20 protein-coding genes are annotated in these 18,812 nt (G+C 69.0%); 7 read left to right on the top strand and 13 right to left on the bottom strand.

Translation table 11 applies throughout. The features are described from left to right. Positions 1-11: 11 nt before the first annotated feature. The gene (locus AB4070_RS04525; protein ID WP_441979081.1) at positions 12-620 is read left to right on the top strand and encodes an NUDIX hydrolase; all 609 of its coding nucleotides are present in this window, start codon (positions 12-14) and stop codon (positions 618-620) included. Positions 621-629: 9 nt separating this feature from the next. Here AB4070_RS04525 and metX read toward each other — a convergent pair whose 3' ends face one another. The 3 genes from metX to AB4070_RS04510 form a co-directional block, all read right to left on the bottom strand. Further along, positions 630-1,835: a homoserine O-acetyltransferase MetX gene (metX, locus tag AB4070_RS04520; RefSeq protein WP_441979080.1), complete on the bottom strand. Its 1,206-nt coding sequence runs from the start codon at positions 1,833-1,835 to the stop codon at positions 630-632. Positions 1,836-1,875: 40 nt separating this feature from the next. Then, on the bottom strand, positions 1,876-2,766 hold the full coding sequence (locus AB4070_RS04515) for an endonuclease/exonuclease/phosphatase family protein (protein WP_441979079.1): 891 nt from the start codon (positions 2,764-2,766) through the stop codon (positions 1,876-1,878). 204 nt (positions 2,767-2,970) lie between these two features. Beyond that, positions 2,971-4,293, bottom strand: coding sequence for a bifunctional o-acetylhomoserine/o-acetylserine sulfhydrylase (locus AB4070_RS04510; protein ID WP_441979078.1), 1,323 nt, complete (start codon positions 4,291-4,293; stop codon positions 2,971-2,973). 196 nt (positions 4,294-4,489) lie between these two features. On the opposite strand from AB4070_RS04510, the gene AB4070_RS04505 reads away from it, so the two are divergent. The 3 genes from AB4070_RS04505 to AB4070_RS04495 are packed head-to-tail and all read left to right on the top strand — an operon-like array spanning position 4,490 to position 6,610. After that, on the top strand, positions 4,490-5,272 hold the full coding sequence (locus tag AB4070_RS04505; protein ID WP_441979077.1) for an SDR family oxidoreductase: 783 nt from the start codon (positions 4,490-4,492) through the stop codon (positions 5,270-5,272). Positions 5,273-5,274: 2 nt separating this feature from the next. Beyond that, the gene (locus AB4070_RS04500) at positions 5,275-5,988 is read left to right on the top strand and encodes a uracil-DNA glycosylase (RefSeq protein ID WP_441979076.1); all 714 of its coding nucleotides are present in this window, start codon (positions 5,275-5,277) and stop codon (positions 5,986-5,988) included. 4 nt (positions 5,989-5,992) lie between these two features. Then, positions 5,993-6,610, top strand: a complete 618-nt coding sequence (locus tag AB4070_RS04495; RefSeq protein ID WP_441979075.1) for a GNAT family N-acetyltransferase — start codon at positions 5,993-5,995, stop codon at positions 6,608-6,610. 30 nt (positions 6,611-6,640) lie between these two features. Here the strand turns inward: AB4070_RS04495 and AB4070_RS04490 are convergent, their stop codons facing one another. The 6 genes from AB4070_RS04490 to AB4070_RS04465 all read right to left on the bottom strand — a co-directional run bounded on the left by AB4070_RS04490 (position 6,641) and on the right by AB4070_RS04465 (position 12,596). Beyond that, positions 6,641-7,438, bottom strand: a complete 798-nt coding sequence (locus AB4070_RS04490) for an ABC transporter ATP-binding protein (RefSeq protein ID WP_441979074.1) — start codon at positions 7,436-7,438, stop codon at positions 6,641-6,643. Beyond that, positions 7,435-8,226, bottom strand: coding sequence for an ATP-binding cassette domain-containing protein (locus AB4070_RS04485; protein ID WP_441979073.1), 792 nt, complete (start codon positions 8,224-8,226; stop codon positions 7,435-7,437). Before AB4070_RS04485 ends, AB4070_RS04490 begins: the two co-directional genes overlap by 4 nt. After that, complete coding sequence (locus tag AB4070_RS04480; protein WP_441979072.1) at positions 8,223-9,092, bottom strand: ABC transporter permease; 870 nt, start codon at positions 9,090-9,092, stop codon at positions 8,223-8,225. The genes AB4070_RS04485 and AB4070_RS04480 overlap by 4 nt, the downstream gene beginning before the upstream one ends. Beyond that, the gene (locus tag AB4070_RS04475) at positions 9,089-10,039 is read right to left on the bottom strand and encodes an ABC transporter permease (protein ID WP_441979071.1); all 951 of its coding nucleotides are present in this window, start codon (positions 10,037-10,039) and stop codon (positions 9,089-9,091) included. The genes AB4070_RS04480 and AB4070_RS04475 overlap by 4 nt, the downstream gene beginning before the upstream one ends. 17 nt (positions 10,040-10,056) lie before the next feature. Beyond that, the gene (locus AB4070_RS04470; protein ID WP_441979070.1) at positions 10,057-11,577 is read right to left on the bottom strand and encodes an ABC transporter substrate-binding protein; all 1,521 of its coding nucleotides are present in this window, start codon (positions 11,575-11,577) and stop codon (positions 10,057-10,059) included. Positions 11,578-11,669: 92 nt separating this feature from the next. Next, entirely contained in the window at positions 11,670-12,596 is a 927-nt protein-coding gene (locus tag AB4070_RS04465) for an alpha/beta fold hydrolase (protein ID WP_441979069.1), read from the bottom strand. A 172-nt stretch (positions 12,597-12,768) separates the two neighbouring features. Here AB4070_RS04465 and AB4070_RS04460 point away from each other — a divergent pair, with 172 nt between their 5' ends. The 3 genes from AB4070_RS04460 (at position 12,769) to AB4070_RS04450 (ending at position 14,521) form a co-directional block, all read left to right on the top strand. Next, a complete protein-coding gene (locus tag AB4070_RS04460; RefSeq protein WP_441979068.1) occupies positions 12,769-13,245 on the top strand; it encodes a carboxymuconolactone decarboxylase family protein in 477 nt (158 codons plus the stop codon). After that, positions 13,242-13,970 (top strand): tyrosine-protein phosphatase, encoded by a 729-nt coding sequence (locus AB4070_RS04455; RefSeq protein WP_441979067.1) that lies wholly within the window; start codon positions 13,242-13,244, stop codon positions 13,968-13,970. The genes AB4070_RS04460 and AB4070_RS04455 overlap by 4 nt, the downstream gene beginning before the upstream one ends. A gap of 62 nt (positions 13,971-14,032) precedes the next feature. Continuing rightward, on the top strand, positions 14,033-14,521 hold the full coding sequence (locus AB4070_RS04450; protein ID WP_441979066.1) for an SIP domain-containing protein: 489 nt from the start codon (positions 14,033-14,035) through the stop codon (positions 14,519-14,521). 72 nt (positions 14,522-14,593) lie between these two features. Here the strand turns inward: AB4070_RS04450 and AB4070_RS04445 are convergent, their stop codons facing one another. The 4 genes from AB4070_RS04445 to AB4070_RS04430 form a co-directional block, all read right to left on the bottom strand. Next, positions 14,594-15,037, bottom strand: coding sequence for a Fe-S oxidoreductase (locus tag AB4070_RS04445; RefSeq protein ID WP_441979065.1), 444 nt, complete (start codon positions 15,035-15,037; stop codon positions 14,594-14,596). Then, positions 15,034-15,837, bottom strand: a complete 804-nt coding sequence (locus AB4070_RS04440; protein ID WP_441979064.1) for an arginase family protein — start codon at positions 15,835-15,837, stop codon at positions 15,034-15,036. The genes AB4070_RS04445 and AB4070_RS04440 overlap by 4 nt, the downstream gene beginning before the upstream one ends. A gap of 64 nt (positions 15,838-15,901) precedes the next feature. Beyond that, the gene (locus AB4070_RS04435; RefSeq protein WP_441979063.1) at positions 15,902-16,645 is read right to left on the bottom strand and encodes a PspA/IM30 family protein; all 744 of its coding nucleotides are present in this window, start codon (positions 16,643-16,645) and stop codon (positions 15,902-15,904) included. 58 nt (positions 16,646-16,703) lie between these two features. Then, positions 16,704-18,740 (bottom strand): TPM domain-containing protein, encoded by a 2,037-nt coding sequence (locus AB4070_RS04430; protein WP_441979062.1) that lies wholly within the window; start codon positions 18,738-18,740, stop codon positions 16,704-16,706. Positions 18,741-18,812: the final 72 nt, after the last annotated feature.

The following is an 18,812-nucleotide window of genomic DNA, read 5'->3' as shown; positions in this document are numbered from 1 at the left end:
AGAGTGACGGGGTGAGTGCTCCCGAGACAGCTCTGCCCGTGGCCGGGACCGTCGTCCTGCTGCGGGCGTCGGATCCGGGGTTCGAGGTGCTCCTGATGCGGCGGCCCGATCGCGGCTCGTTCGCGGGAGCGTGGGTCTTCCCCGGGGGCAAGGTCGAGCCCGGTGACGTCCGCGGGGGTGACGACATCGACGATGCGCGGCATGCCGCCATCAGGGAGACCGCCGAGGAGGTCGGCCTCACGATCGAGGATCTCATCGTGCTGTCGGAGTGGCAGCCGCCGCTCGAGGCGCCGACGCGCATCCGGACGTGGTTCTTCCTCGCTCACGCACCGACCGGGGAGGCCGCGCCCTCCGCCGGCGAGGTCGAGGAGATCGCGTGGGTGCGCCCGGCAGAGGCGCTCGCGCGGCATGCGGCGGGGGAGTGGAGCCTGTACCCGCCCACCTGGATCACACTGCATCAGCTCTCGGCGTTCGGCGATGTGCCCTCGGCGCTCTCCTCGGGCGGCGCGGCCCAGCTGTTCCAGACGCGGGTGCTCGACTCCGATGCCGGTCGGGCCTTCGCCTGGGAGCAGGGGCGTCTCGAGGCGGGGTCGCTGCCCTGGCGATTCGAACCGAGCTGAGCGGAGGGGTCAGCTCTCGAGCAGGCGCCGCAGATTCGAGCCGACCGCCTCGGTCTCGATGAGGAAGCCGTCGTGCCCGAAGTCGCTGGTGATGACCACGGCTTCGTCGTCGATGACGTTCGGGATGCTGCGGGCGATGCGCTGCTGTCCGTCGACAGGGAAGAGTCGATCGCTGTCGATCCCGAGTACCAATGTGGTCGCGGTGACGGCGTGCAGCGCCTCTTCGACGCCCCCTCGACCGCGACCGACGTCGTGCGAGTTCATGGCTTCGACCAGGGTGATGTAGCTGTTCGCGTCGAAGCGGCGTGTGAACTTGTTGCCGTGGAAGTCGAGGTACGACTCCACCGCGAAGCGTCCACCGTGACCGAGCGGTGACACGTCGGACTGCCAGGAGCGCTGGAACCGCTGATTGAGCTCGATCGGGCTGCGGTAGTTCAGCAGAGCCATGCGTCGGGCGAGGGCGAGGCCCCGATGCGGACCGTCGCCGTCCGCGAGGTCGTAGTACTCACCGCCCTGGAAGCGCGGGTCCATGCGGATGGTCTCCAACTGCACGGTGTTGAGCGCGATCTGGTCGGCGGTGGTCACCGGGGGAGAGGAGAGCACGGCGAGGCGCTGCACGCGTTCGGGATGCGTGGCCGCCCATTCCAGCGCGTGCATCCCTCCCATGGAGCCGCCGATGACCGCGGCCCAGCTGTCGATGCCGAGAGCATCGGCGAGGCGCACCTGGGCGGCGACCTGATCGCGGATGGTCAGGTAGGGGAAGCGCGACGCCCACTCGTAGCCGTCCGCGGCGATGCTCGCAGGTCCCGTCGACCCCTGGCATCCTCCGAGCATGTTCGGGGCGATCACGAACCAGCGGTCCGTGTCGAGCGGAGCGCCCGGACCGGTGATGTCCTCCCACCAGCCCGCGGTGGGGTGACCGGCGCCCGCGGCTCCGCGCACGTGACTGTCGCCGGTGAGCGCGTGCAGCACCAGGACAGCGTTGTCCCGCGCCGCGTTCAGCTCGCCCCAGGACTCGTAGGCGATGCGGATGCCGGGGAGCTCTGCACCGCTCTCGGTGGCGAACGGTCCGAAGGCGGCGAAGCGACGACCACCCACGGGGTCGCCGTCCCGCCAGGCGCCGGTCGCCGGTGGGCGGGCGCGGAGCAGCCTGACATCGGCCTCCGTCACGGGCGCAGAGGGCACCGTGTCCTCGGAGGTCGTCTGCCAGTCCATGCTTCCATTCTCGCCTGGCCGAGCTCCCCTCGCTGGCAGGTTACGGAGTGATCGCGGATCGGGCTCGGGTGACGGTCGCCAGATGGTCGCTATTGCCTGCGCGCATGGTGCCAGACGTGACGACGTCGAGTCCGCGCACGAACACCTGGTCGATGCGGACGAGCGGGAAGGCCACGGGCCATGTGAAGCCCAGGCTTCCGTCGGTCGGGCGCACCCAGTCGGTCTCCGCGCGCAGGGCGGCCAGGCTCGGGTCGGTCGACGGTGCGTTGAAGTCGCCGACGACGATCAGCGACTCCGCCGGGTCGGCCGCGACCTCTTCCGCGATGCCGCCCAGCATGGTGTCACGGTCTTGCTGGTGCCCTGGCCGTACCGATGCCGCGTGCAGCACGTAGACGGCGACGGGAGCGGATGGGGCCTGCACCTCGACGCGAAGCGCGCGCTTCCAGCTGAGTCCGAGAGTGAGGGGCTCGGCATCCGCGAGGGGATACCTGCTCCAGACGCCCACCGTCCCGACGGTGTACGAGTGCGGGTACTCCGCTGCGAGCGTGTCCTGCGCGGCGGAGAGGCTGTCTGCGTCGAGCTCGACGAGGGCGATCACGTCGGCACCGCTCTGCGCCAGCTCGGAGGCGGAGGCTGCGGCTCCACCTGAGCGCGCCCGCACGTTCTGACTCACGACGGTCAGCTCGGATGCGGCAGCCGGCTCCGCGTCCGTCCCGCCGGGGAGGCCCGGGAACGCCGGCACCATCGCGAGGACCCACAGGAGTGCGGGGACCAGGATCAGGACGAGAACTCGCGGCGCACGCAGGAGTGCGACCAGCACCAGCGCGACGAGGATGAGCCCCAGCCACGGGAGGACAGCCGAGACCGCGGTGCCGACGATCCCCGGGATCCAGCCGCAGGCCACGACGAGTGACAGGAGGACACCGGTCACGGCGAGCCACCGGGCTACAGACCGTGAGGCAACGGTCCGTGACCGCCGCGCGCGGTGCGGGGGATGCTGAGCGTCGATCATGGTCTCCTCGGGGCGGAGTCCCATTCTCGACGGAATCGCCTGTGGGTCGGCCGGGTGAGGTCGTCGCCGGCGCACGAAGAAGCCCCGGAACGCAGGGCTCCGGGGCATCGACGTGGTGCGGGGTCAGGCGCGGGCGGCCTCCGAGACGGCACGTGCCGCGGTGAGGGCCTGCTCGAGGTCGGCCTTGAGGTCGTCGACGTTCTCGATGCCGACGGAGAGCCGGACCAGACCGGGGGTCACGCCCGCGGTCAGCTGCTGCTCCGGCGTCAGCTGCGCGTGGGTGGTGGATGCCGGGTGGATGACGAGCGAGCGCACGTCGCCGATGTTGGCGAGGTGGCTGAACAGCGACAGGCTGTTGACGAACTCGCGACCGGCCTCGACGCCGCCCTTCAGCTCGAACGACAGCACGGCTCCGACGCCCTTGGGGGCGTACTCGTTCGCCTTGGCATACCACGGCGACGAAGGCAGGCCCGAGTAGTTGACGGTCGCGACGTCGTCACGGCTGTCCAGCCACTCGGCGATCTCCTGCGCGTTCTGCACGTGGCGCTCGATGCGCAGCGAAAGGGTCTCGACGCCCTGGATCAGGTTCCACGCGCTCTGCGGTGCGATCGCCGGCCCCAGGTCGCGAAGCAGCTGCACTCGCGCCTTGATGATGTATGCGAGCGGGTCGCCCACAGCAGCCGTGTAGCTGGCGCCGTGGTACGACGGGTCGGGCACCGTGAGGCCCGGGAAGGTGTCGACGTGCTTCGACCACTCGAACTTCCCGCCGTCGATGATGACGCCGCCGATGGTCGTGCCGTGGCCGCCGAGGAACTTGGTGACCGAGTGCACGACGATGTCTGCGCCGTGCTCGAACGGGCGGATCAGGTACGGGGTGGCGATCGTGTTGTCGACGATCAGCGGGACGCCGTTCTCGTGGGCGATGTCGGCGACGGTGCGGATGTCGAGGATGTTGATCTGCGGGTTGCCGATCGTCTCCGCGAAGAACAGCTTCGTGTTCGGACGGACGGCGCGGCGCCACTCCTCGGCGTCGTCCTGGTTCTCGACGAAGGTGACCTCGATGCCGAGCTTCGCCAGTGTGTACTTGAAGAGGTTGTAGGTTCCGCCGTAGATCGAGCTCGACGCCACGAAGTGGTCGCCGGCCTGGGCGATGTTGAGGATCGCGAAGGTCGATGCCGCCTGGCCGCTCGCGAGGACGAGCGCCCCGGTGCCGCCCTCGAGTGCGGCGAGACGCTGCTCGAGCACGTCCTGCGTCGGGTTCTGGATGCGGGTGTAGATGTTGCCGAACTCCGCCAGCGCGAAGAGGTTGGCCGCGTGGTCGGCGCTGTCGAACACGTACGAGGTGGTCTGGTAGATCGGCGTGGCACGCGCCTTGGTGACCGGGTCGGGGGCGGCGCCGGAGTGGATCTGCTTGGTCTCGAAGCGCCAGGACTCGGGTGCGGACATGTGATTCCCCCAGAAGTGGTCGGAAGGTCGGATGGCGGATGCCGTTGCAGCGACAGTACGGAATATCGGTGCTTGTCAACAACAGGTGGGAAATGTGACGTAACAGAGGGGAGGCCCGGAAACACGCGGCGGGAGGGTTCCACGACAGCGCCGTGGGGGAGCTCGCAATCGGGGGAGAACGCCGTACGGTGGAGGCATGGTGAACAGACGAGCAGTGGTGACAGGTGCGAGTTCGGGCATCGGTGCAGCGACGGTGCGTGCGCTCCGTGCCAGGGGATGGGACGTCGTGGGCGTGGCACGCCGCGCGGATCGACTGGCGGCGCTCGCCGCGGAGACCGGGGCTTCGGCCATCGCCTGCGACCTGACCGATTCTTCCGCCGTCGAGGCGCTCGTGGGCGAGATCGAGCGATCCGGTCCGGTCCACGCGCTCGTCCAGGTGGCCGGTGGCGCCCGCGGCACCGATCGCATCGAGGACGCGTCCGTCGAGGACTGGCAGTGGATGTTCGACGCCAACGTTCTGGCGAGTCAGCGGCTCGTCGCCGGTCTGCTTCCGCTTCTGCGCCGCGCGGCTGCCGTGGACGGCCACGCGGATGCGGTCTTCGTGACGTCCACTGCCGCGCAGACCGCCTATGCCGGAGGCGCGGGCTACAACGCCGCGAAGGCTGCGGAGGGGATGCTGGTGAAGGTGCTCAGGCAGGAGCTCAACGGCGAGCCCATCCGTGTGGTCGAGGTGGCTCCGGGAATGGTGCACACCGAGGAGTTCACGCTCAATCGTCTCGGCGGTGACCCCGTGGCTGCGGAGGCCGTGTACGCCGGGGTCGAAGCCCCGCTCGTGGCCGATGACGTCGCCGACGTGATCGCCTACGCCCTGGAGTCTCCCGCCCACGTGAATCTCGACCTGATCACGATGCGCCCGGTCGCACAGTCCGCACAGCACCTGCTCGCCCGCGGGCCGCTGCGCGTGCGGTCGGTCGACTGACGATGGCGCAGACTCTCGCGGAGCTCGCCGCCGAGGGGCGGATCGATGCGGGCTGGGCCGCGGCGCTGGCCCCGGTGCAGGACACGATCACCGCGCTGGGTGAGCGCCTCCGTGCCGAGCAGCAGGCAGGGCACGGCTACCTCCCGGCGGGTGCGAATGTGCTCCGCGCGTTCCAGCGGCCCCTGTCGGACGTGCGGGTGCTCATCACAGGACAGGACCCGTACCCCACTCCTGGGCACCCCATCGGCTTGTCGTTCGCGGTGGATCGCGACGTGCGACCCCTGCCCCGCAGCCTTGCGAACATCTACAAGGAGCGGCAGAGCGATCTCGGGATTCCGCCGGCACCGCACGGAGATCTCACCGCGTGGAGCGACCAGGGCGTCCTCCTGCTCAACCGGGTGCTCACCGTGCGCCCCGGTGCGGCGGCGTCGCACCGGGGCTGGGGGTGGGAGAAGGTCACGGAGCTCGCCATCCGCACCCTCGTCGCCCGCGATCAGCCGCTCGTCGCGATCCTCTGGGGCAGGGACGCGGCGAACCTGCAGCCTCTTCTGGGCGAGACGCCGGTGATCACGTCCGCGCATCCGTCGCCCCTCTCCGCCAGCCGTGGCTTCTTCGGGTCGCGACCGTTCTCCCGCGCCAACGCTCTCCTCGAGGAGCAGGGCGCTGCGGCGGTGGACTGGCGGGTGGATGGCGAAGGCCCTCTCTCCCTAAGCTGAGCGCATGCAGTTCGAGCCGGGGGACCGTCGCCGGGTTCTCCCGCGCCATCTCCGACCGGCGCCGGCGCCCGAGGTCTTCTCCTATGCGATCCGCCCGGTCCGCCCGGCGGATCTCCCGCACGTGCGCGAGATCTACAACCACTTCGTGAGCAACTCGGCCGTGACTCTCGATGAGCGCCGCAGCAGCATCCCCTACTGGCGCGAGAAGTACGCGCTGCTGACCAGGCTGCAGCTGCCGTTCCTCGTGGCGGTCTCCCCTGGGGGCGAAGTGATGGGCTACGCGCTGGCGCAGCCCTGGGCGGGGAAGAACGCCTACAAGTACACGGTCGAGGACTCGATCTACCTCGGTCCCGGAGCCGGGGGCAAGGGGCTCGGCGCGGCACTGCTGCAAGCGCTCATCGACGCCTGCGAGCAGATCGGCCTGCGCGAGATGGTCGCGGTCATCAGTGATCACGGGGCCGAGGCGTCGATCCGCCTGCACGAGAAGCTCGGCTTCGTCGAAGCCGGACGGATGGGGCGGGTCGGCTACAAGTTCGGCAGGGACCTCGGCACCGTGTATATGCGTCGGGTGCTCAGGCCGACGGGGCGGCGACGAGGAAAGCTGTTCGGCGCGCGGCGCTAGGCCGGGGGAGCCCCCGTTGACCCCGGCCGCTCAATCGCCCCGCGGGCCGGGGATGACGGGGATCGCCGCGAGCAGCCGCCTGGTGTAGTCCTGTGCGGGGTGCAGGAGCACATCGCTCGTCGCGCCCCGTTCGACGATGCGCCCGTCCTTCATCACGACGACCGTGTCGCAGAGATTCTGCACCACGCCGATGTCGTGGGACACGAGCACGAGTGTGAGGTCGCTCGTGCGTCGCAACTCGATCAGCAGCTCGAGGATCTGCGCGCGCACCGTCACGTCCAGGGCGGACAGCGGTTCGTCGCCGACCAGTATCCGCGGACCGTGGACGATCGCCCTCGCGAGCGCGATCCGTTGACGCTGCCCGCCGGAGAACTCGTGGGGATACCGGTCTGCCATGTCGGGCTCGAGGCCAACCTGGGCCAGCACCTCGCGGACGCGCGCGCGGTGGTCGCCTTCGACGCCGAGCGCCCACAGCGGTTCGCGGACGATCTGACCTGCCGTCATGCGGGGGTCCAGCGACGCGTAGGGATCCTGGAAGACCAGCCCCGTCTCCCGCCGCAGCCAGTGCAGGGACTTCGCGGAAGCCGACGCGTCCACGGGACGTCCGTCGACCGTCACAGAGCCGGATGTCGGGCGGTCGAGTCCGAGCAGCAGCCGCACCAGGGTCGACTTGCCCGATCCCGACTCGCCGATGATGCCGACCGACGACCCCTCGACGATGTCGAGGTCGGTGGGAGCAAGGGCGGTCACGGTGCGGGCACGCTCGAACGCGGAGCGCTTCGGGGCGAAGAAGTCCCGGCCGAGGCCTCGTGCTTCGATCAGGCTCATGCGGTGCCTCCGTCCGGACGCCAGAGCGTGGCTGTCGCATCACGCAGCAGTCCCTGGGTGATCGGCGAAGAGGGGCTCGACAGCAGAGTGGAGACCGGTGCGGCTTCGACGACCTTGCCATGTTCGAGCACGACGCCCTCGGTCGCGACCTGAGCGAGCACGGCGAGGTCATGCGTGATGAAGACCAGCGACATGCCCTCGTCCGCGACGAGCGCCAGCAGCAGGGAGAGGATCTCCGCCTGGATCGTGACATCCAATGCCGTGGTCGGCTCGTCCGCGATGAGCAGACGCGGACGGCAGGCGAGAGCCATCGCGATGGCGACGCGCTGCCTCTGACCACCGGAGAGCTGGTGCGGGTAGCGGTCGACGATCGACTCCGGGTCGGGCAGCCGCACCCGTGCCGCTTCCGCGATGGCCCGTTCCCGCGCCTCGCGGCGTCCGAGCCCTTCGTGGATGCGGATCGACTCCGCGATCTGGCGGCCGACGGTCCTGATCGGGTTGAGTGCGGTGCGAGGCTCCTGGAACACGATGCCGATGTCGTCCCCTCGGAGGCGCGCGAGCTCGCGGTCGGGCATCCCGATCAGTTCGATCCCGTTCCAACGGATGCTCCCCCTGGCGGTCGCTCCGTCCGGGAGCAGCCCCAGCACAGCGAGGGCGGTGAGCGACTTCCCCGAGCCGGATTCCCCGATCAGACCGAGTCGCGCGCCGTCCGGGACCTCGAAGGAGACGCCGTCGACCACCGGCCGTCCGTCGATCTCGATCACGAGGTCGTGCACCGAGAGGCTCATGCGACCACCCCCGGAGTGTGGATCTCGGCTGAGCGGTGTCGCAGGGTCGGATCCGTCGCCTCGCGCAGACCGTCACCCAGCAGATTCAGCGCGAGCACCGTGATGGTGATGGTGAGTCCCGGCCAGATGACCGACAGCGGATGCACCCCGATGTAGCGCTGGAGGTCGGCGAGCAGCAGACCCCAGCTGGGATCGACCACGGACGCGCCGAACCCCAGGTACGACAGGCCGGCCTCCGCGAGGACGGCGACAGCCATCGACCAGGACAGCTGCACGATGAAGACGGGCGCCACGTTCGGCAGCAGATGGCGCACCAGGCTCTGCGCGGGCGTGACTCCTGCGGCTCTGGCTGCGAGGACGAAGTCGCTCTGCTGCACGCGGCGAAGCTCCGGTCGCGTGACCCTCGCGATGTTGACGCCGAAGCCGATGCCGACCGCCCAGATCACGACCCAGAGAGAACCGCCCCAGACAGAGGAGATCATCATCGCGATGAGCAGCACGGGGAAGGCGATCAGGATGTCGACGAGCACGGCGACGGTCTCGCGCATCCACCGTGCGGTGAGCGCTCCGAGTGCGGCCAGGGCGATCCCCACCGCCGTGGCGACGATACCGGCCCCCACGCTCACGAGCACCGTCGTACGGGCTCCCGCCATCAGCAGACTCAGGATGTCGCGTCCGGTGTCGTCGGTCCCGAGGACGTGAGGCCAGCTCGGCGGCAGCCACCGGTCGCCGATGTCCGAGGCCTGCGGATCGAACGGCGTCCAGAACAGCGAGATCAGCGCGGTCACGACGATCACCAGGACGACGACGATGCCGAAGCGTCCTGTCGAGGTGTCCCAGAGGCGGGCGAGCCAGCGCGGCTTCATGCGGACTCCCGCTGACGAGGATCGATCGCGCGGTGCAGGAGGTCGACCAGGAAGCCGACGACCAACACGAATCCGGTGAGTACGAGGAGTTCGCTCTGCACTTTGATCAGGTCGCGCGTGCCGACATCGGCCACGAGCATGCGGCCGATTCCCGGCAGGGTGAACAGTTGCTCGATCACGACGGACCCGACGATGATGCCGGCCACCTGGAGCCCGAGCACGGTGATGATGGAGAGGCCGACGGCGGGGATGCCGTGCTGGATGAGCGCTCGGGTACGGGTGAGCCCCTTCGCGGCGGCGGTGCGGACGAAGTCCTGTCCCGCGGCCTGCAGGGTCGCGCTGCGCACGAACCGCATGAGCATCGCCCCCTCGACGATCCCGATCGTGAGGGCGGGCAGCAGCAGTGACTCGATCGCCTTCCCCGGTGTGGACCAGCCGGTGCGGGGGAAGCCCTGGGGAGGAAACCATCCCAGCCATACCGAGAACACGACGATCAGCATCATGCCGGCCCAGACGACGGGGACGGCTGCGAGCGTCTGGGCTCCGACGCTGAGCGCCGTCCCGCCGCGCCGGTCGCGAAGGAGAGCGGCGAGGATGCCGAACGGCACGGCGATGACGACGGCGATCAGGAGCGACATGGCTCCGAGCGGAACGGTGACCTGGGCCTTGAGGAGGATCTCTTCGCCGACGGAGGCGCCGGACAGCAGCGATGTGCCGAGATCGCCGCGGAAGATGCCCCCGATCCAGTCGGTGTACTGGGCGAGGAGCGGGCGATTCAGGCCGAGGGATTCGCGGAGCGCTTCGACCTCGGCGGGTGAGGCCTGCGTGCCGGCGATGAGCTGCGCGACATCACCGGGGAAGACGCGCAGCGTCAGGAAGATGAGCGCGCTCGACACGAGGAGCCCTGCGATGAGCAGGGCTCCTCGGACGAGCGCATAGCGGATCACGACGCGGTGACCGCTTGCTACTTCTCAGCGGAGACGGTGACGCCCGTGAGGTTGATGCGGGAGTTGATCGAGTCTTCGGGGAAGCCGGACACGATGGGGCTCACGGCGGTGATGGTCTCTCCGTTGTAGAGCCAGTCGGCGGCGTGGTCTTCCGAGACGATGCGCGCGGCCTGTGCGAGCAGGTCGGCGGACTTGTCGGGGTCGACCTCGGCCAGAGCCTTCGTGTACAGATCCTGCACCTCGGCGTTGTCGTAGCCGAAGTAGTAGTCGGGGTTGGCGAAGTTGCCGAAGTCGCGCGGCTCGACGTGCAGCACGAAGCTGAGGTCGTAGTCGTGGTTCGTGTACACGTCCTCCAGCCAGGTGGGGAACTCGACCGAATTCACCTCGAGCGTCACGCCGACCTTCTTGAAGTCCGAGATCAGCACCTTGGGCACGGTCGTGCCGTAGAACGAGGGGATGGTGAGGGTCAGCTCGAGGTCCTCCTGGCCGGCCTCAGCGAGGAGCTTCTTCGCCTTCTCCGGGTCGTAGGAGATCACGTCGGACAGGTCCTCGTAGCCCGGGTCGAGCTCGGGGATGGGCCCGTACAGTGCGGTGCCCGCGCCGACCGCGTCGATGAGCGCCTCGTGGTCGATCGCGAGGCGCAGGGCCTCGCGCACCCGTACGTCGTCGAGCGGCGCCTTCTTGTTGTTGAACGCGAGAGTGGCCTTGTCGGTGGTGCGTCCCGTGGTGAGGGTGAAGTCCCCCGAGTCCTCGAGCTGAGGCGCGAGGTTCGGGTCGACGGCGGTGAGCACGTCGACGTCACCGGCCAGTGCGGCGTTGACCCCGGCGGTGAAGTCGGGGATGTACTGGAACTCGACCTGCGCGACTCCGGCAGGATCCCCCCAGTAGGCGTCGTTGCGCCCGAAGGTGATGGTGCTTCCCTTGTTCCAGCGCGTCAGCGTGAAGGGACCCGTGCCGTTCTCCGCAGTCTTCAGATCGGTGGTGTCACCGGTCTTGAACACGAGACCGGCCGGGCCGGTGAGTGCGAAGAGGAAGTTCTGGTTCGGAGCGGACAGGGTGATCTGAACCGTGGTCGGGTCCGGCGCCGTGATGGCTGTGACCGACGCGAAGTCCCCGTTGCCCTGAACGGTGGCGTCGGTGCGCACGGTCTCGTACGAGGAGACGACGTCCGCCGACGTCAGCGGGGTGCCGTCATGGAAGACCACGCCGTCGTTGAGGGTGAAGGTGTACGTGAGCCCGTCCGAGGAGACCTCGTAGTCGGAGGCGAGACGTCCCTCGATCTCGTTGTCCTGCGTGCGCGTGACGAGGCCTTCGTAGATGTTGTCGATCAGGATCTGCTCGAGTGCCGCGCCGCTGGTGTGGCGGATGTCGAGGTTGGTGGGCTCGAGGACGAGGCCGACGTGGAGAGTGGCGCTGGGGTCGGGTGCGCCGGGTGCGCTGCTGGTCTCCGGCTCGGTGGTGCCGGAGCAGGCGCTGAGGATGACGGCGGTGGCCGCGAGGGCGGATATCAGCGCGAGACGTCGGGTACGTCGGAACATGGGTGTTTCCTCTCGGTGCGGCAACTGCTGTGTGCCGTGGAATCGAGCCTAGAGATGTGTGAAGGGGTCAGGGTCGGGTGTGGAACGGAAGGTCATATTCCGTGGGCGGGCACGGCGGCGTCGATCAGACCGGCGAGGGCGACCGGAGCAGTCTCCTGCACGTTGTGGGTGGCGTCGAGCACGACCACCGCAGCCGCGGGGACGCGTCGCTGGAGCTCGATGGCGTCGGCTTCACTCACGAACCCTCGTGCGGCGCGCACCAGGGTGACCGGCACGGTGACCGCGGTCAGATCATCCCAGCCCGTCTCGTGCAGCACCGATGGCGCAGCCGGGGACCCGGGGTCGTGAGCGGCGAGTGCCTGGGCGGCGAGGTGGGCGAAGTGGTGCTTCCACTCCACCCGCCCGTCCGCGCGCACTCGCGTGTTCAGGAAGACACCGCGCTCGGTCTCGGGGCGGGAGCCGCCGAACCCCAGTGAGATCGCCTTGTCGACGAGCTCGTCGCGCGTCGCGAAGTCGGTCGGACCGGCGTAGAACTCGCGCAGCGCCGCAGGGCCGGCGGTCACGTCGATGCCGGGAGTGATGTCGACCACGATGAGCTCGGAGACCAGATCCGGTCGCGCTGCTGCCAGAGCGGCGCCGGTGAGTCCGCCGAGGGACTGCCCGACCACGACCTGCGGCCCTTCCGCCCAGGCGTCGAGCGCTGCGGCCACGTCGCGAGCGAGTGTGCGCGGCGTGTAGTCGACGTCGTCTCGCCAGGAGGAGTCGCCGTGTCCGGCGAGGTCGATCGCGAGCAGCGGCTGCTGCAGCGCGAGCGAAGTGGTGTCCCACGTGTGTGCGTTCAGGCCGGCGCCGTGGAGCAGCGTCACACGCGGTGCTTCATTGCCGAAACGCAGGGCGCTCAGGGTGCGGCCGTCGGCGAGCGGAAGGGTGAGGCGCGTGACCGGAGGAACCGGAACGCCGAGCGCTTCGGCCTGTGCGGGAAGATAGCTGAACTCGCTGTTGTCGATCGCCACCTCCACATTCTGCGCCCTCGGGAAGCAGCGTCGGAAATGCCGGACCAGTATAGCAAGCAATTATGTCCCGGCATTTCGCAAAATGTCACATGATGTCTGGATCTAATGGGCGACTTGATCTCAGCGGCGTTCCGTCTGCACCAGAGCTTCCCGGTCATCCGCCGAATATCATGGAGTCATGAGCGAGACGCGTGTGCACCTGTCCAAGACCGAGCCGGCCGCGTACCAGGCGCTTGACGCGTTCTCGAAGACGGTGGGCCAGATCTGCGCGGCCAACGGCATCGACGACCGTCTCAAAGAGCTCGTCATGATCCATTGCTCGCAGCTCAACGGCTGTGCCTACTGTGCGCGGATCCACGTCGACAGGGCGGTGGCCGCGGGCGTCGACGCCGACACCCTGACCCAGATCCCCACGTGGCGGGAGAGCGGTGTCTTCAGTGAGCGGGAGCGTGCCGCTCTCGAACTCGCCGAGGCCTTCACGTTCATCTCGGAGGACGGGATCTCCGACGAGGTGTACGACCAGGTCGGAAGCGTCTTCACCGAGAAGGAGTATGCGGCGCTCAGCTGGGCATGCGTCTCGATCAACGCCTTCAACAGGATCGTTATCGCCGGCCGCTACCCCGTGCCCCCGCGAGGACAGCAGGCGGCGGGATGACGATCCTCGTCTTCGAAGGGGTCTCCAACGTCCGTGACGTGGGTGGCATGCCGGTAGCGGGCGGTCGGATCCGCTCCGGCGTGCTCCTGCGCTCCGGGCAGCTCTCCGGAGCGACCATCGCGGGCGCCGCCGCGTTGCGAGCGAGCGTCTCCCACATCGTCGACCTGCGAGACGGCGAAGAGGTCGCCGCCGAGCCGACGGAGATCGACGGACCGGACACCACCCACCTCCCGCTGTTCCTCGGCTCCGTCCGCTCCTTCTTCGAGGCGGACACCAGTCTCGACGACCTCTACCTCCACCTCCTCGAAGAGAGCGGGGAGCGGCTCGTCGCGGCCATCCGCATCGTTGCGGCGAGCGGGCGCACGCTGGTGCACTGCACCGTGGGCAAGGACCGGACGGGCGTGACCGTCGCTCTCGCGCTCTCCGCGGTCGGTGCGGATCGGGAGGCGGTCATCGCCGACTACGCGCTCACCGAGTCCCAGCTGCCGGCTCAGCGCACCCGGTGGATCGCCGACTACCTGCGCGCGCAGCATCCGGAGGCGGTGCACGCGGTGGCGCTGGCCACGCAATCGCCGGCCCCCGTGATGCGCCGTCTGCTCGCGCAGGTCGACGAACGATGGGGCTCGGCTGCCGGGTATCTGCGCGCGCAGGGGATGACCGACGACGAGCTCGCCGCATTGACTGTCGCACTCGTCGAGCACGATCAGCGGCCCGAGCACGCATGATCATCACCCGGCCGATGCCGATCGTCGCCCGGGGGATGCAAGGTTAGGCAAGCCTTCACTTGGTGTACGATGAAGACACCATGAACACCTCGCTCGAGACCCGCGGCACGCGCGCCGAACGTCGCGCAGCACGTCGGCGCTCCCATCACCTGGTGACGGCTGATGAGAACTCCCTCACGGAGCTCGAGGTGTTCCTGGCCACGCTGCCGCTGTGCGCCTCCGGGCGCATCTTCATCGAGGTGCCGGCGGTAGCCGACATCGGCGTCATCGAGGCTCCCGGTCGAATGACGGTCACATGGCTCGCTCGTGAGCAGCGCTCCGGAGCTCCCGGAAGCAGCCGTGCGTGCGCACCCGGCCAGGCTCTCACCCGTGCGACCTGCGCCTGGGCGGACGAGATGATGTGCGACGACGAGATCGAGACGCACGTCACGCTGCTCGGGGGTTACCTCGGCACAGCCGACATCGTCGAGCACCTGACGAGTCATCTGGAGATCTCGCCGGCGCTGATCCGTACCCCCGAGCGTTTTGGCCTGCTCCCCGCCGACAGCTGACTCCGCGTCCGCGCGCCGGACGCGGTTCGACCACTCGCGGTCTGAGGGGTCCGCGCAGAGACCGTCGTCGGGTCAGCGCGTCCGTCGAACGTAGTTGCCGTCTTCGAGGCCCGCCTCGATCTCGAAGCGGTTGCGCAGGGGGTCACGCCCCGCGAGGAAGTACAGGATCGGCATCAGGAACCCGTAGCGGAGCCACTGCGCCTTGTGTACAGCCTCATGACGGAGCACCGCGTCGCTCGGTCGCACGTCTCCGGTCAGGAAGCAGCCGCCGACGCACACTCCGCCGCGATTGAACGTCCATTCCGGCATGCCCTGGAAGACCCACAGGCCCGCCCGCTTTTCGACGGGTCCTGTGCTCCACAGCGAACCCCACAGCCAGCCGACGGCGGTGCCCCACAGGTAGCCCAGGTGGCTGATCGGGGAGCGCAGGAGAAACGAGGGGATGCGGCGGTCGAGACGTCGTCCCCGAGCCAGGGCGGCACTCGCCGCCGGTCGCCAGTCCGGAGCAGTCGTCATGCCACCGCTCCGACCAGTCGCAGCAGCGCACCGAGATCATCGACGGCATCGGCCGGTGACCTCGGTGCGAAACCTGCGATGGTCGCGCCCGCCAGCGGTACTTCCGAGCGCAGCGCGCGGATGGCGGTGCTCAGCGCGGCGGGGGACAGACCGAACGGCACCGACGATGACACACCGGCGAAGTCGGACGGATCGAGCACGTCGACGTCGATGTGCACCCAGACCCGTGACGCCCCGGTCGCGCGAACCGCGTCGAGCAGGGCCTCGGGATGTGCGAGGTCGTCGACGGAGAGGTTCGTCAGAGGCGCGAGCTGCTCGACCTCCGCGTCGTCGAGGTTCCGCATGCCCACGGTGATCACGCGATCGGCGGGGATCGCGGGCGAGAGCACGAGCTGCTCCTCGCCCTCGCCGAGCACAGCCCTCAGTGCCATGCCCGAGAAGGCACCGGAAGGGGACGTCTCCGGCGTGTGCATGTCGGCGTGCGCGTCGCACCACACCACGGCGAGATCGTCGGTTCCGCCCGGCAACGCGTCGAGGGCGGCGACGGTGATGCTGCAATCGCCCCCGATCACGACGGTGTCGGAGTCGATGTGCCCGTGCACGAGCTCACGAGTGCGCAGCAGAGCGCTCAGGCGGCGTACGCCTGTGCCGAGGGACTCACCGGCTTCGACAGGCACGTCGAGAACGGTCGTCGCCGCGCGGGGGAGATCTCCGGCGATCGCTGCAGCGCCGTCCGTGAGGAGCATCGCGCGCGCTGCGGGCGAGCCCTGCCACTGCGGGATGACGAGGAATCGCACCATGGGTGCCTCCGAAGAAGAGGGGACGGATGCCTCGGCGCACGGCCGAGGCATCCGCCGAGTGATGTCAGTTGCCTTCGATGGCCTGACGGGGAGCGCCGCCGCCGGCCTTGAGCTCGGCCAGACGTGCCTCGACCTCGGTCAGCTCGCCGAGATCCTCCAGGCTCTCGAACTGGGCGTCGAGGCTCGACGCCGCGAGCTCGATCTTGCCCTGGGCGATGGCCTCCTGGCGGCGGACCTTGTCTTCGAACCGGCCCAGCTCGCTGGTGGGGTCGAGCACATTGATCGAGCCCACGGCATCCTGCACCTTGGTCTGCGCCTCGGCGACCTTGGCACGGGCGAGGAGTTCGCTGCGCTTGTTCTTGAGCTCGACCAGCTTGTCCTTCATGCCGTTCAAGCCGCTCTTGAGCTTGTCGACGATCTCGGTCTGCGCCGCGATCTGCGGCTCGGCACCGGTGGCCTCGCGCTCGGCGCTGATCTGACGCTGCAGAGCGATCTTGGCGAGGTTGTCGAACTTGTCCGCGTCGGCCGTGTTGCCGCTCGCGCGCATTTCGTCGGCCTTGCGGCTGGCGGCGAGAGCCTTGTTGCCCCACTCGGTCGAGGCCTGGACGTCTTCCTCGTGGTCGCGCTCGAGCAGGCGCAGGTTGCCGATGGTCTCGGCGATCGCGGACTCGGCGTCGGCGATGCTGTTCGTGTAGTCGCGAACGAGCTGGTCGATCATCTTCTGCGGGTCTTCCGCAGAGTCCAGCAGGGAGTTGATGTTCGCGCGGACGAGGGTCGAGATACGTCCGAAGATGGACTGCTTGGTCATGCGTGGTTCCTTTCAGAGGGCGTCTTCGAGAGCTTGTCGTACATGTCTGTGTGGGGGATCAGAAGCGTCTACCTCCCGATCGGCCGCTGCGGCCGCTGCTGCGGGAGCCGCCTCCGAAACCGGAGCTCCGGAAGCCGCCGCCGGAGGAGCGCCATCCGCTGCTGCTTCCTCGACGGGAAGAACCGCCGCCACCGCCGGCGAGCAGCCCACCGATGATGCCTCCGAGGATGTCGCCGCCGAGTCCTGAGCCGCCCGACGAGGATCCGGACCCGCCGAACGGGCCGCCGAAGCCGCCCTGGTCGTAGCCGGAAGGGGTGTACGCCTGCACGTCCGACCGCGCGGCCGACGTGGCCTGCGCCGCCAGAGCGAGCGCACGGTTCGCCTCCGCGAGCGCCGCATCGGGGTCGGTTGCCCGCAGATTCAGCGCCTGCGACAGGCTCGCCTCCGCGTTCGCGAGGCGGGTGCGCGCGGTGGAGCCCACCGTCCCTCGACGGGTCTCGATGAAGTCCCGAGCCGCGCGGACCTCGGAGTTCGCCTGCGTGAGAGTCTGATCGAGCAGCTGCTGCACGCGGCGGGCACGCTCGACGCTCTCCCTGCCCTGTGCGATCGCGGCGTCGATCTGCGTGTTCGCGGCGGTGAGAGCCTCGAGCACGCGCTGTGGATCGCGTGCGGTACCGCTCAGATCGGTCTGCGCCGCCTCGAGCTGCTGGGCCGTGGCAGAAGCGGCAGCGGCGATGGCGCCGGAGGGGTCGGGCAGCTGCTGCCCGGCGGCGAGGTCGCTCTGCAGTTCGGCGATGAGGGCCCGAGATTGGGCCTCGATCGTCGCCAGCTCCGCTCCCAGCGTCGTCACCGCCTGGGCGAGCTGCGCGGCCTGCGCGACGGACTGCTCGGCCGTGCGGATCGCGAATGCGGCCTCGCCTGAACGTCCGGCTGCGATGGCCTGCGCCGCCGCCTCGATCGACCGATCCGCGAGGTCGGCCCGTTCGCGTGCCTGCAGGGGGTTGTCCGCGACGGTGGCGAGAGCCGCCGGCGCATAGGTGGCGGACAGCGCGTCGAGGGTTGGCGCCGCAGAAGCGAGGGCAGCATCGAGCGCCGCACGCTCACCGCGGACACGCTCGAGCGCCTGCGGGGCGTTCTGCTCCAGTTTTCGGAGCTCGTCGAACGCTTCGGTGTTGTCGTCCAGGATGTCGTCGATCTCGTCGGCGATCCGGATGATGCGTATGTGCCAAGCGCGGCGGTCGTGGATCGAATCCTCGATCTCGTCGTCGAGCTTCTGCTTCAGATCGAAGGCCTCGGAGATCTTCGCCTTCGCCGCATCGACGACCCGGGTGAACTCCTCGGTGGCTGCATCGCCGAACTGCGCGACGGCGAAACCGAGCTCCTCCTTGCTCGAGGTGATGGCATCGTCCGCCTGCACGAGCGCGAGTCCTGCCTGCGTCTCTACCTGCTGGTCGGTGAGAGTGGAGAAGGGGTCGGCGGGATCCGGAGTCTCCGGCATGGCGCCTCGCTCGCGGATCTCCGCCCGCCGGCGAGCTCGGCGCACCAGTGCCACGACGAGCCACACGAGCAGCGCGACGACGACGACGGCGACGACGATCAGCCCGATGCGGAGCGCGCCGGCGCCCCCGTCGCCCTGGATCTCGTCGGCGGCGAGAGTGATGGCGCCGACCCAGTCGCCGTCCGTGGCGAAGGGGACCATCTTGTCCTCGATGCTGTCGAGCTGGCCGAAGCTCACCGGACCGTCGGGGGCAGCGGAGATGTAATAGCTGCGCCCGTCGACCGCGATCGCCAGGAGGTACTGCTCGGTACCGAGATTGTTGTTCTGTGCGACCGTGTCGGCCCACTGCACGTTGTCGGACGGGTTCGTGAAGTCGTCGACGAGCACGACGAACAGATCGGCGCTCGAATTGTCCGTCAGCTCTTGGAGCCGGGCCTCCACGGTCGCCTCTTCGTCGGCACTCAGCACTCCGGCCTGGTCGGTGACGTATCCGGCATCGAGAGTGACGGGATCGGTGGCGGATGCCGCGGAGGTGCTGAACGCACCGGCGACGACGGCGAGAGTGAGTGCGGCCAGCGTGAGCCACCGTTTCGTCATCGTGTTCCCTCCGACCGGCAGCCGAGCCCCATGTCACGAGTCTATGCACTGGGCCCGACACGCGACAGCACT

The organism is Microbacterium sp. 2RAF4 (assembly GCF_052115285.1).
Classification (GTDB): Bacteria; Actinomycetota; Actinomycetes; order Actinomycetales; family Microbacteriaceae; genus Microbacterium; species Microbacterium oxydans.
The sequence above is the reverse complement of the archived record's forward strand: the minus strand, read 5'-3'. Positions and strand labels throughout refer to the sequence as shown.

Excerpts from the sequence above, each read along its gene's own strand:
- metX (WP_441979080.1), bottom strand. The coding sequence starts at position 1,835 with ATGGACTGGCAGACGACCTCCGAGGACACGGTGCCCTCTGCGCCCGTG.
- AB4070_RS04510 (WP_441979078.1), bottom strand. The coding sequence starts at position 4,293 with ATGTCCGCACCCGAGTCCTGGCGCTTCGAGACCAAGCAGATCCACTCC.
- AB4070_RS04505 (WP_441979077.1), top strand. The coding sequence starts at position 4,490 with ATGGTGAACAGACGAGCAGTGGTGACAGGTGCGAGTTCGGGCATCGGT.
- AB4070_RS04500 (WP_441979076.1), top strand. The coding sequence starts at position 5,275 with ATGGCGCAGACTCTCGCGGAGCTCGCCGCCGAGGGGCGGATCGATGCG.
- AB4070_RS04495 (WP_441979075.1), top strand. The coding sequence starts at position 5,993 with ATGCAGTTCGAGCCGGGGGACCGTCGCCGGGTTCTCCCGCGCCATCTC.
- AB4070_RS04490 (WP_441979074.1), bottom strand. The coding sequence starts at position 7,438 with ATGAGCCTGATCGAAGCACGAGGCCTCGGCCGGGACTTCTTCGCCCCG.
- AB4070_RS04485 (WP_441979073.1), bottom strand. The coding sequence starts at position 8,226 with ATGAGCCTCTCGGTGCACGACCTCGTGATCGAGATCGACGGACGGCCG.
- AB4070_RS04480 (WP_441979072.1), bottom strand. The coding sequence starts at position 9,092 with ATGAAGCCGCGCTGGCTCGCCCGCCTCTGGGACACCTCGACAGGACGC.
- AB4070_RS04470 (WP_441979070.1), bottom strand. The coding sequence starts at position 11,577 with ATGTTCCGACGTACCCGACGTCTCGCGCTGATATCCGCCCTCGCGGCC.
- AB4070_RS04460 (WP_441979068.1), top strand. The coding sequence starts at position 12,769 with ATGAGCGAGACGCGTGTGCACCTGTCCAAGACCGAGCCGGCCGCGTAC.
- AB4070_RS04455 (WP_441979067.1), top strand. The coding sequence starts at position 13,242 with ATGACGATCCTCGTCTTCGAAGGGGTCTCCAACGTCCGTGACGTGGGT.
- AB4070_RS04445 (WP_441979065.1), bottom strand. The coding sequence starts at position 15,037 with ATGACGACTGCTCCGGACTGGCGACCGGCGGCGAGTGCCGCCCTGGCT.
- AB4070_RS04440 (WP_441979064.1), bottom strand. The coding sequence starts at position 15,837 with ATGGTGCGATTCCTCGTCATCCCGCAGTGGCAGGGCTCGCCCGCAGCG.
- AB4070_RS04435 (WP_441979063.1), bottom strand. The coding sequence starts at position 16,645 with ATGACCAAGCAGTCCATCTTCGGACGTATCTCGACCCTCGTCCGCGCG.
- AB4070_RS04430 (WP_441979062.1), bottom strand. The coding sequence starts at position 18,740 with ATGACGAAACGGTGGCTCACGCTGGCCGCACTCACTCTCGCCGTCGTC.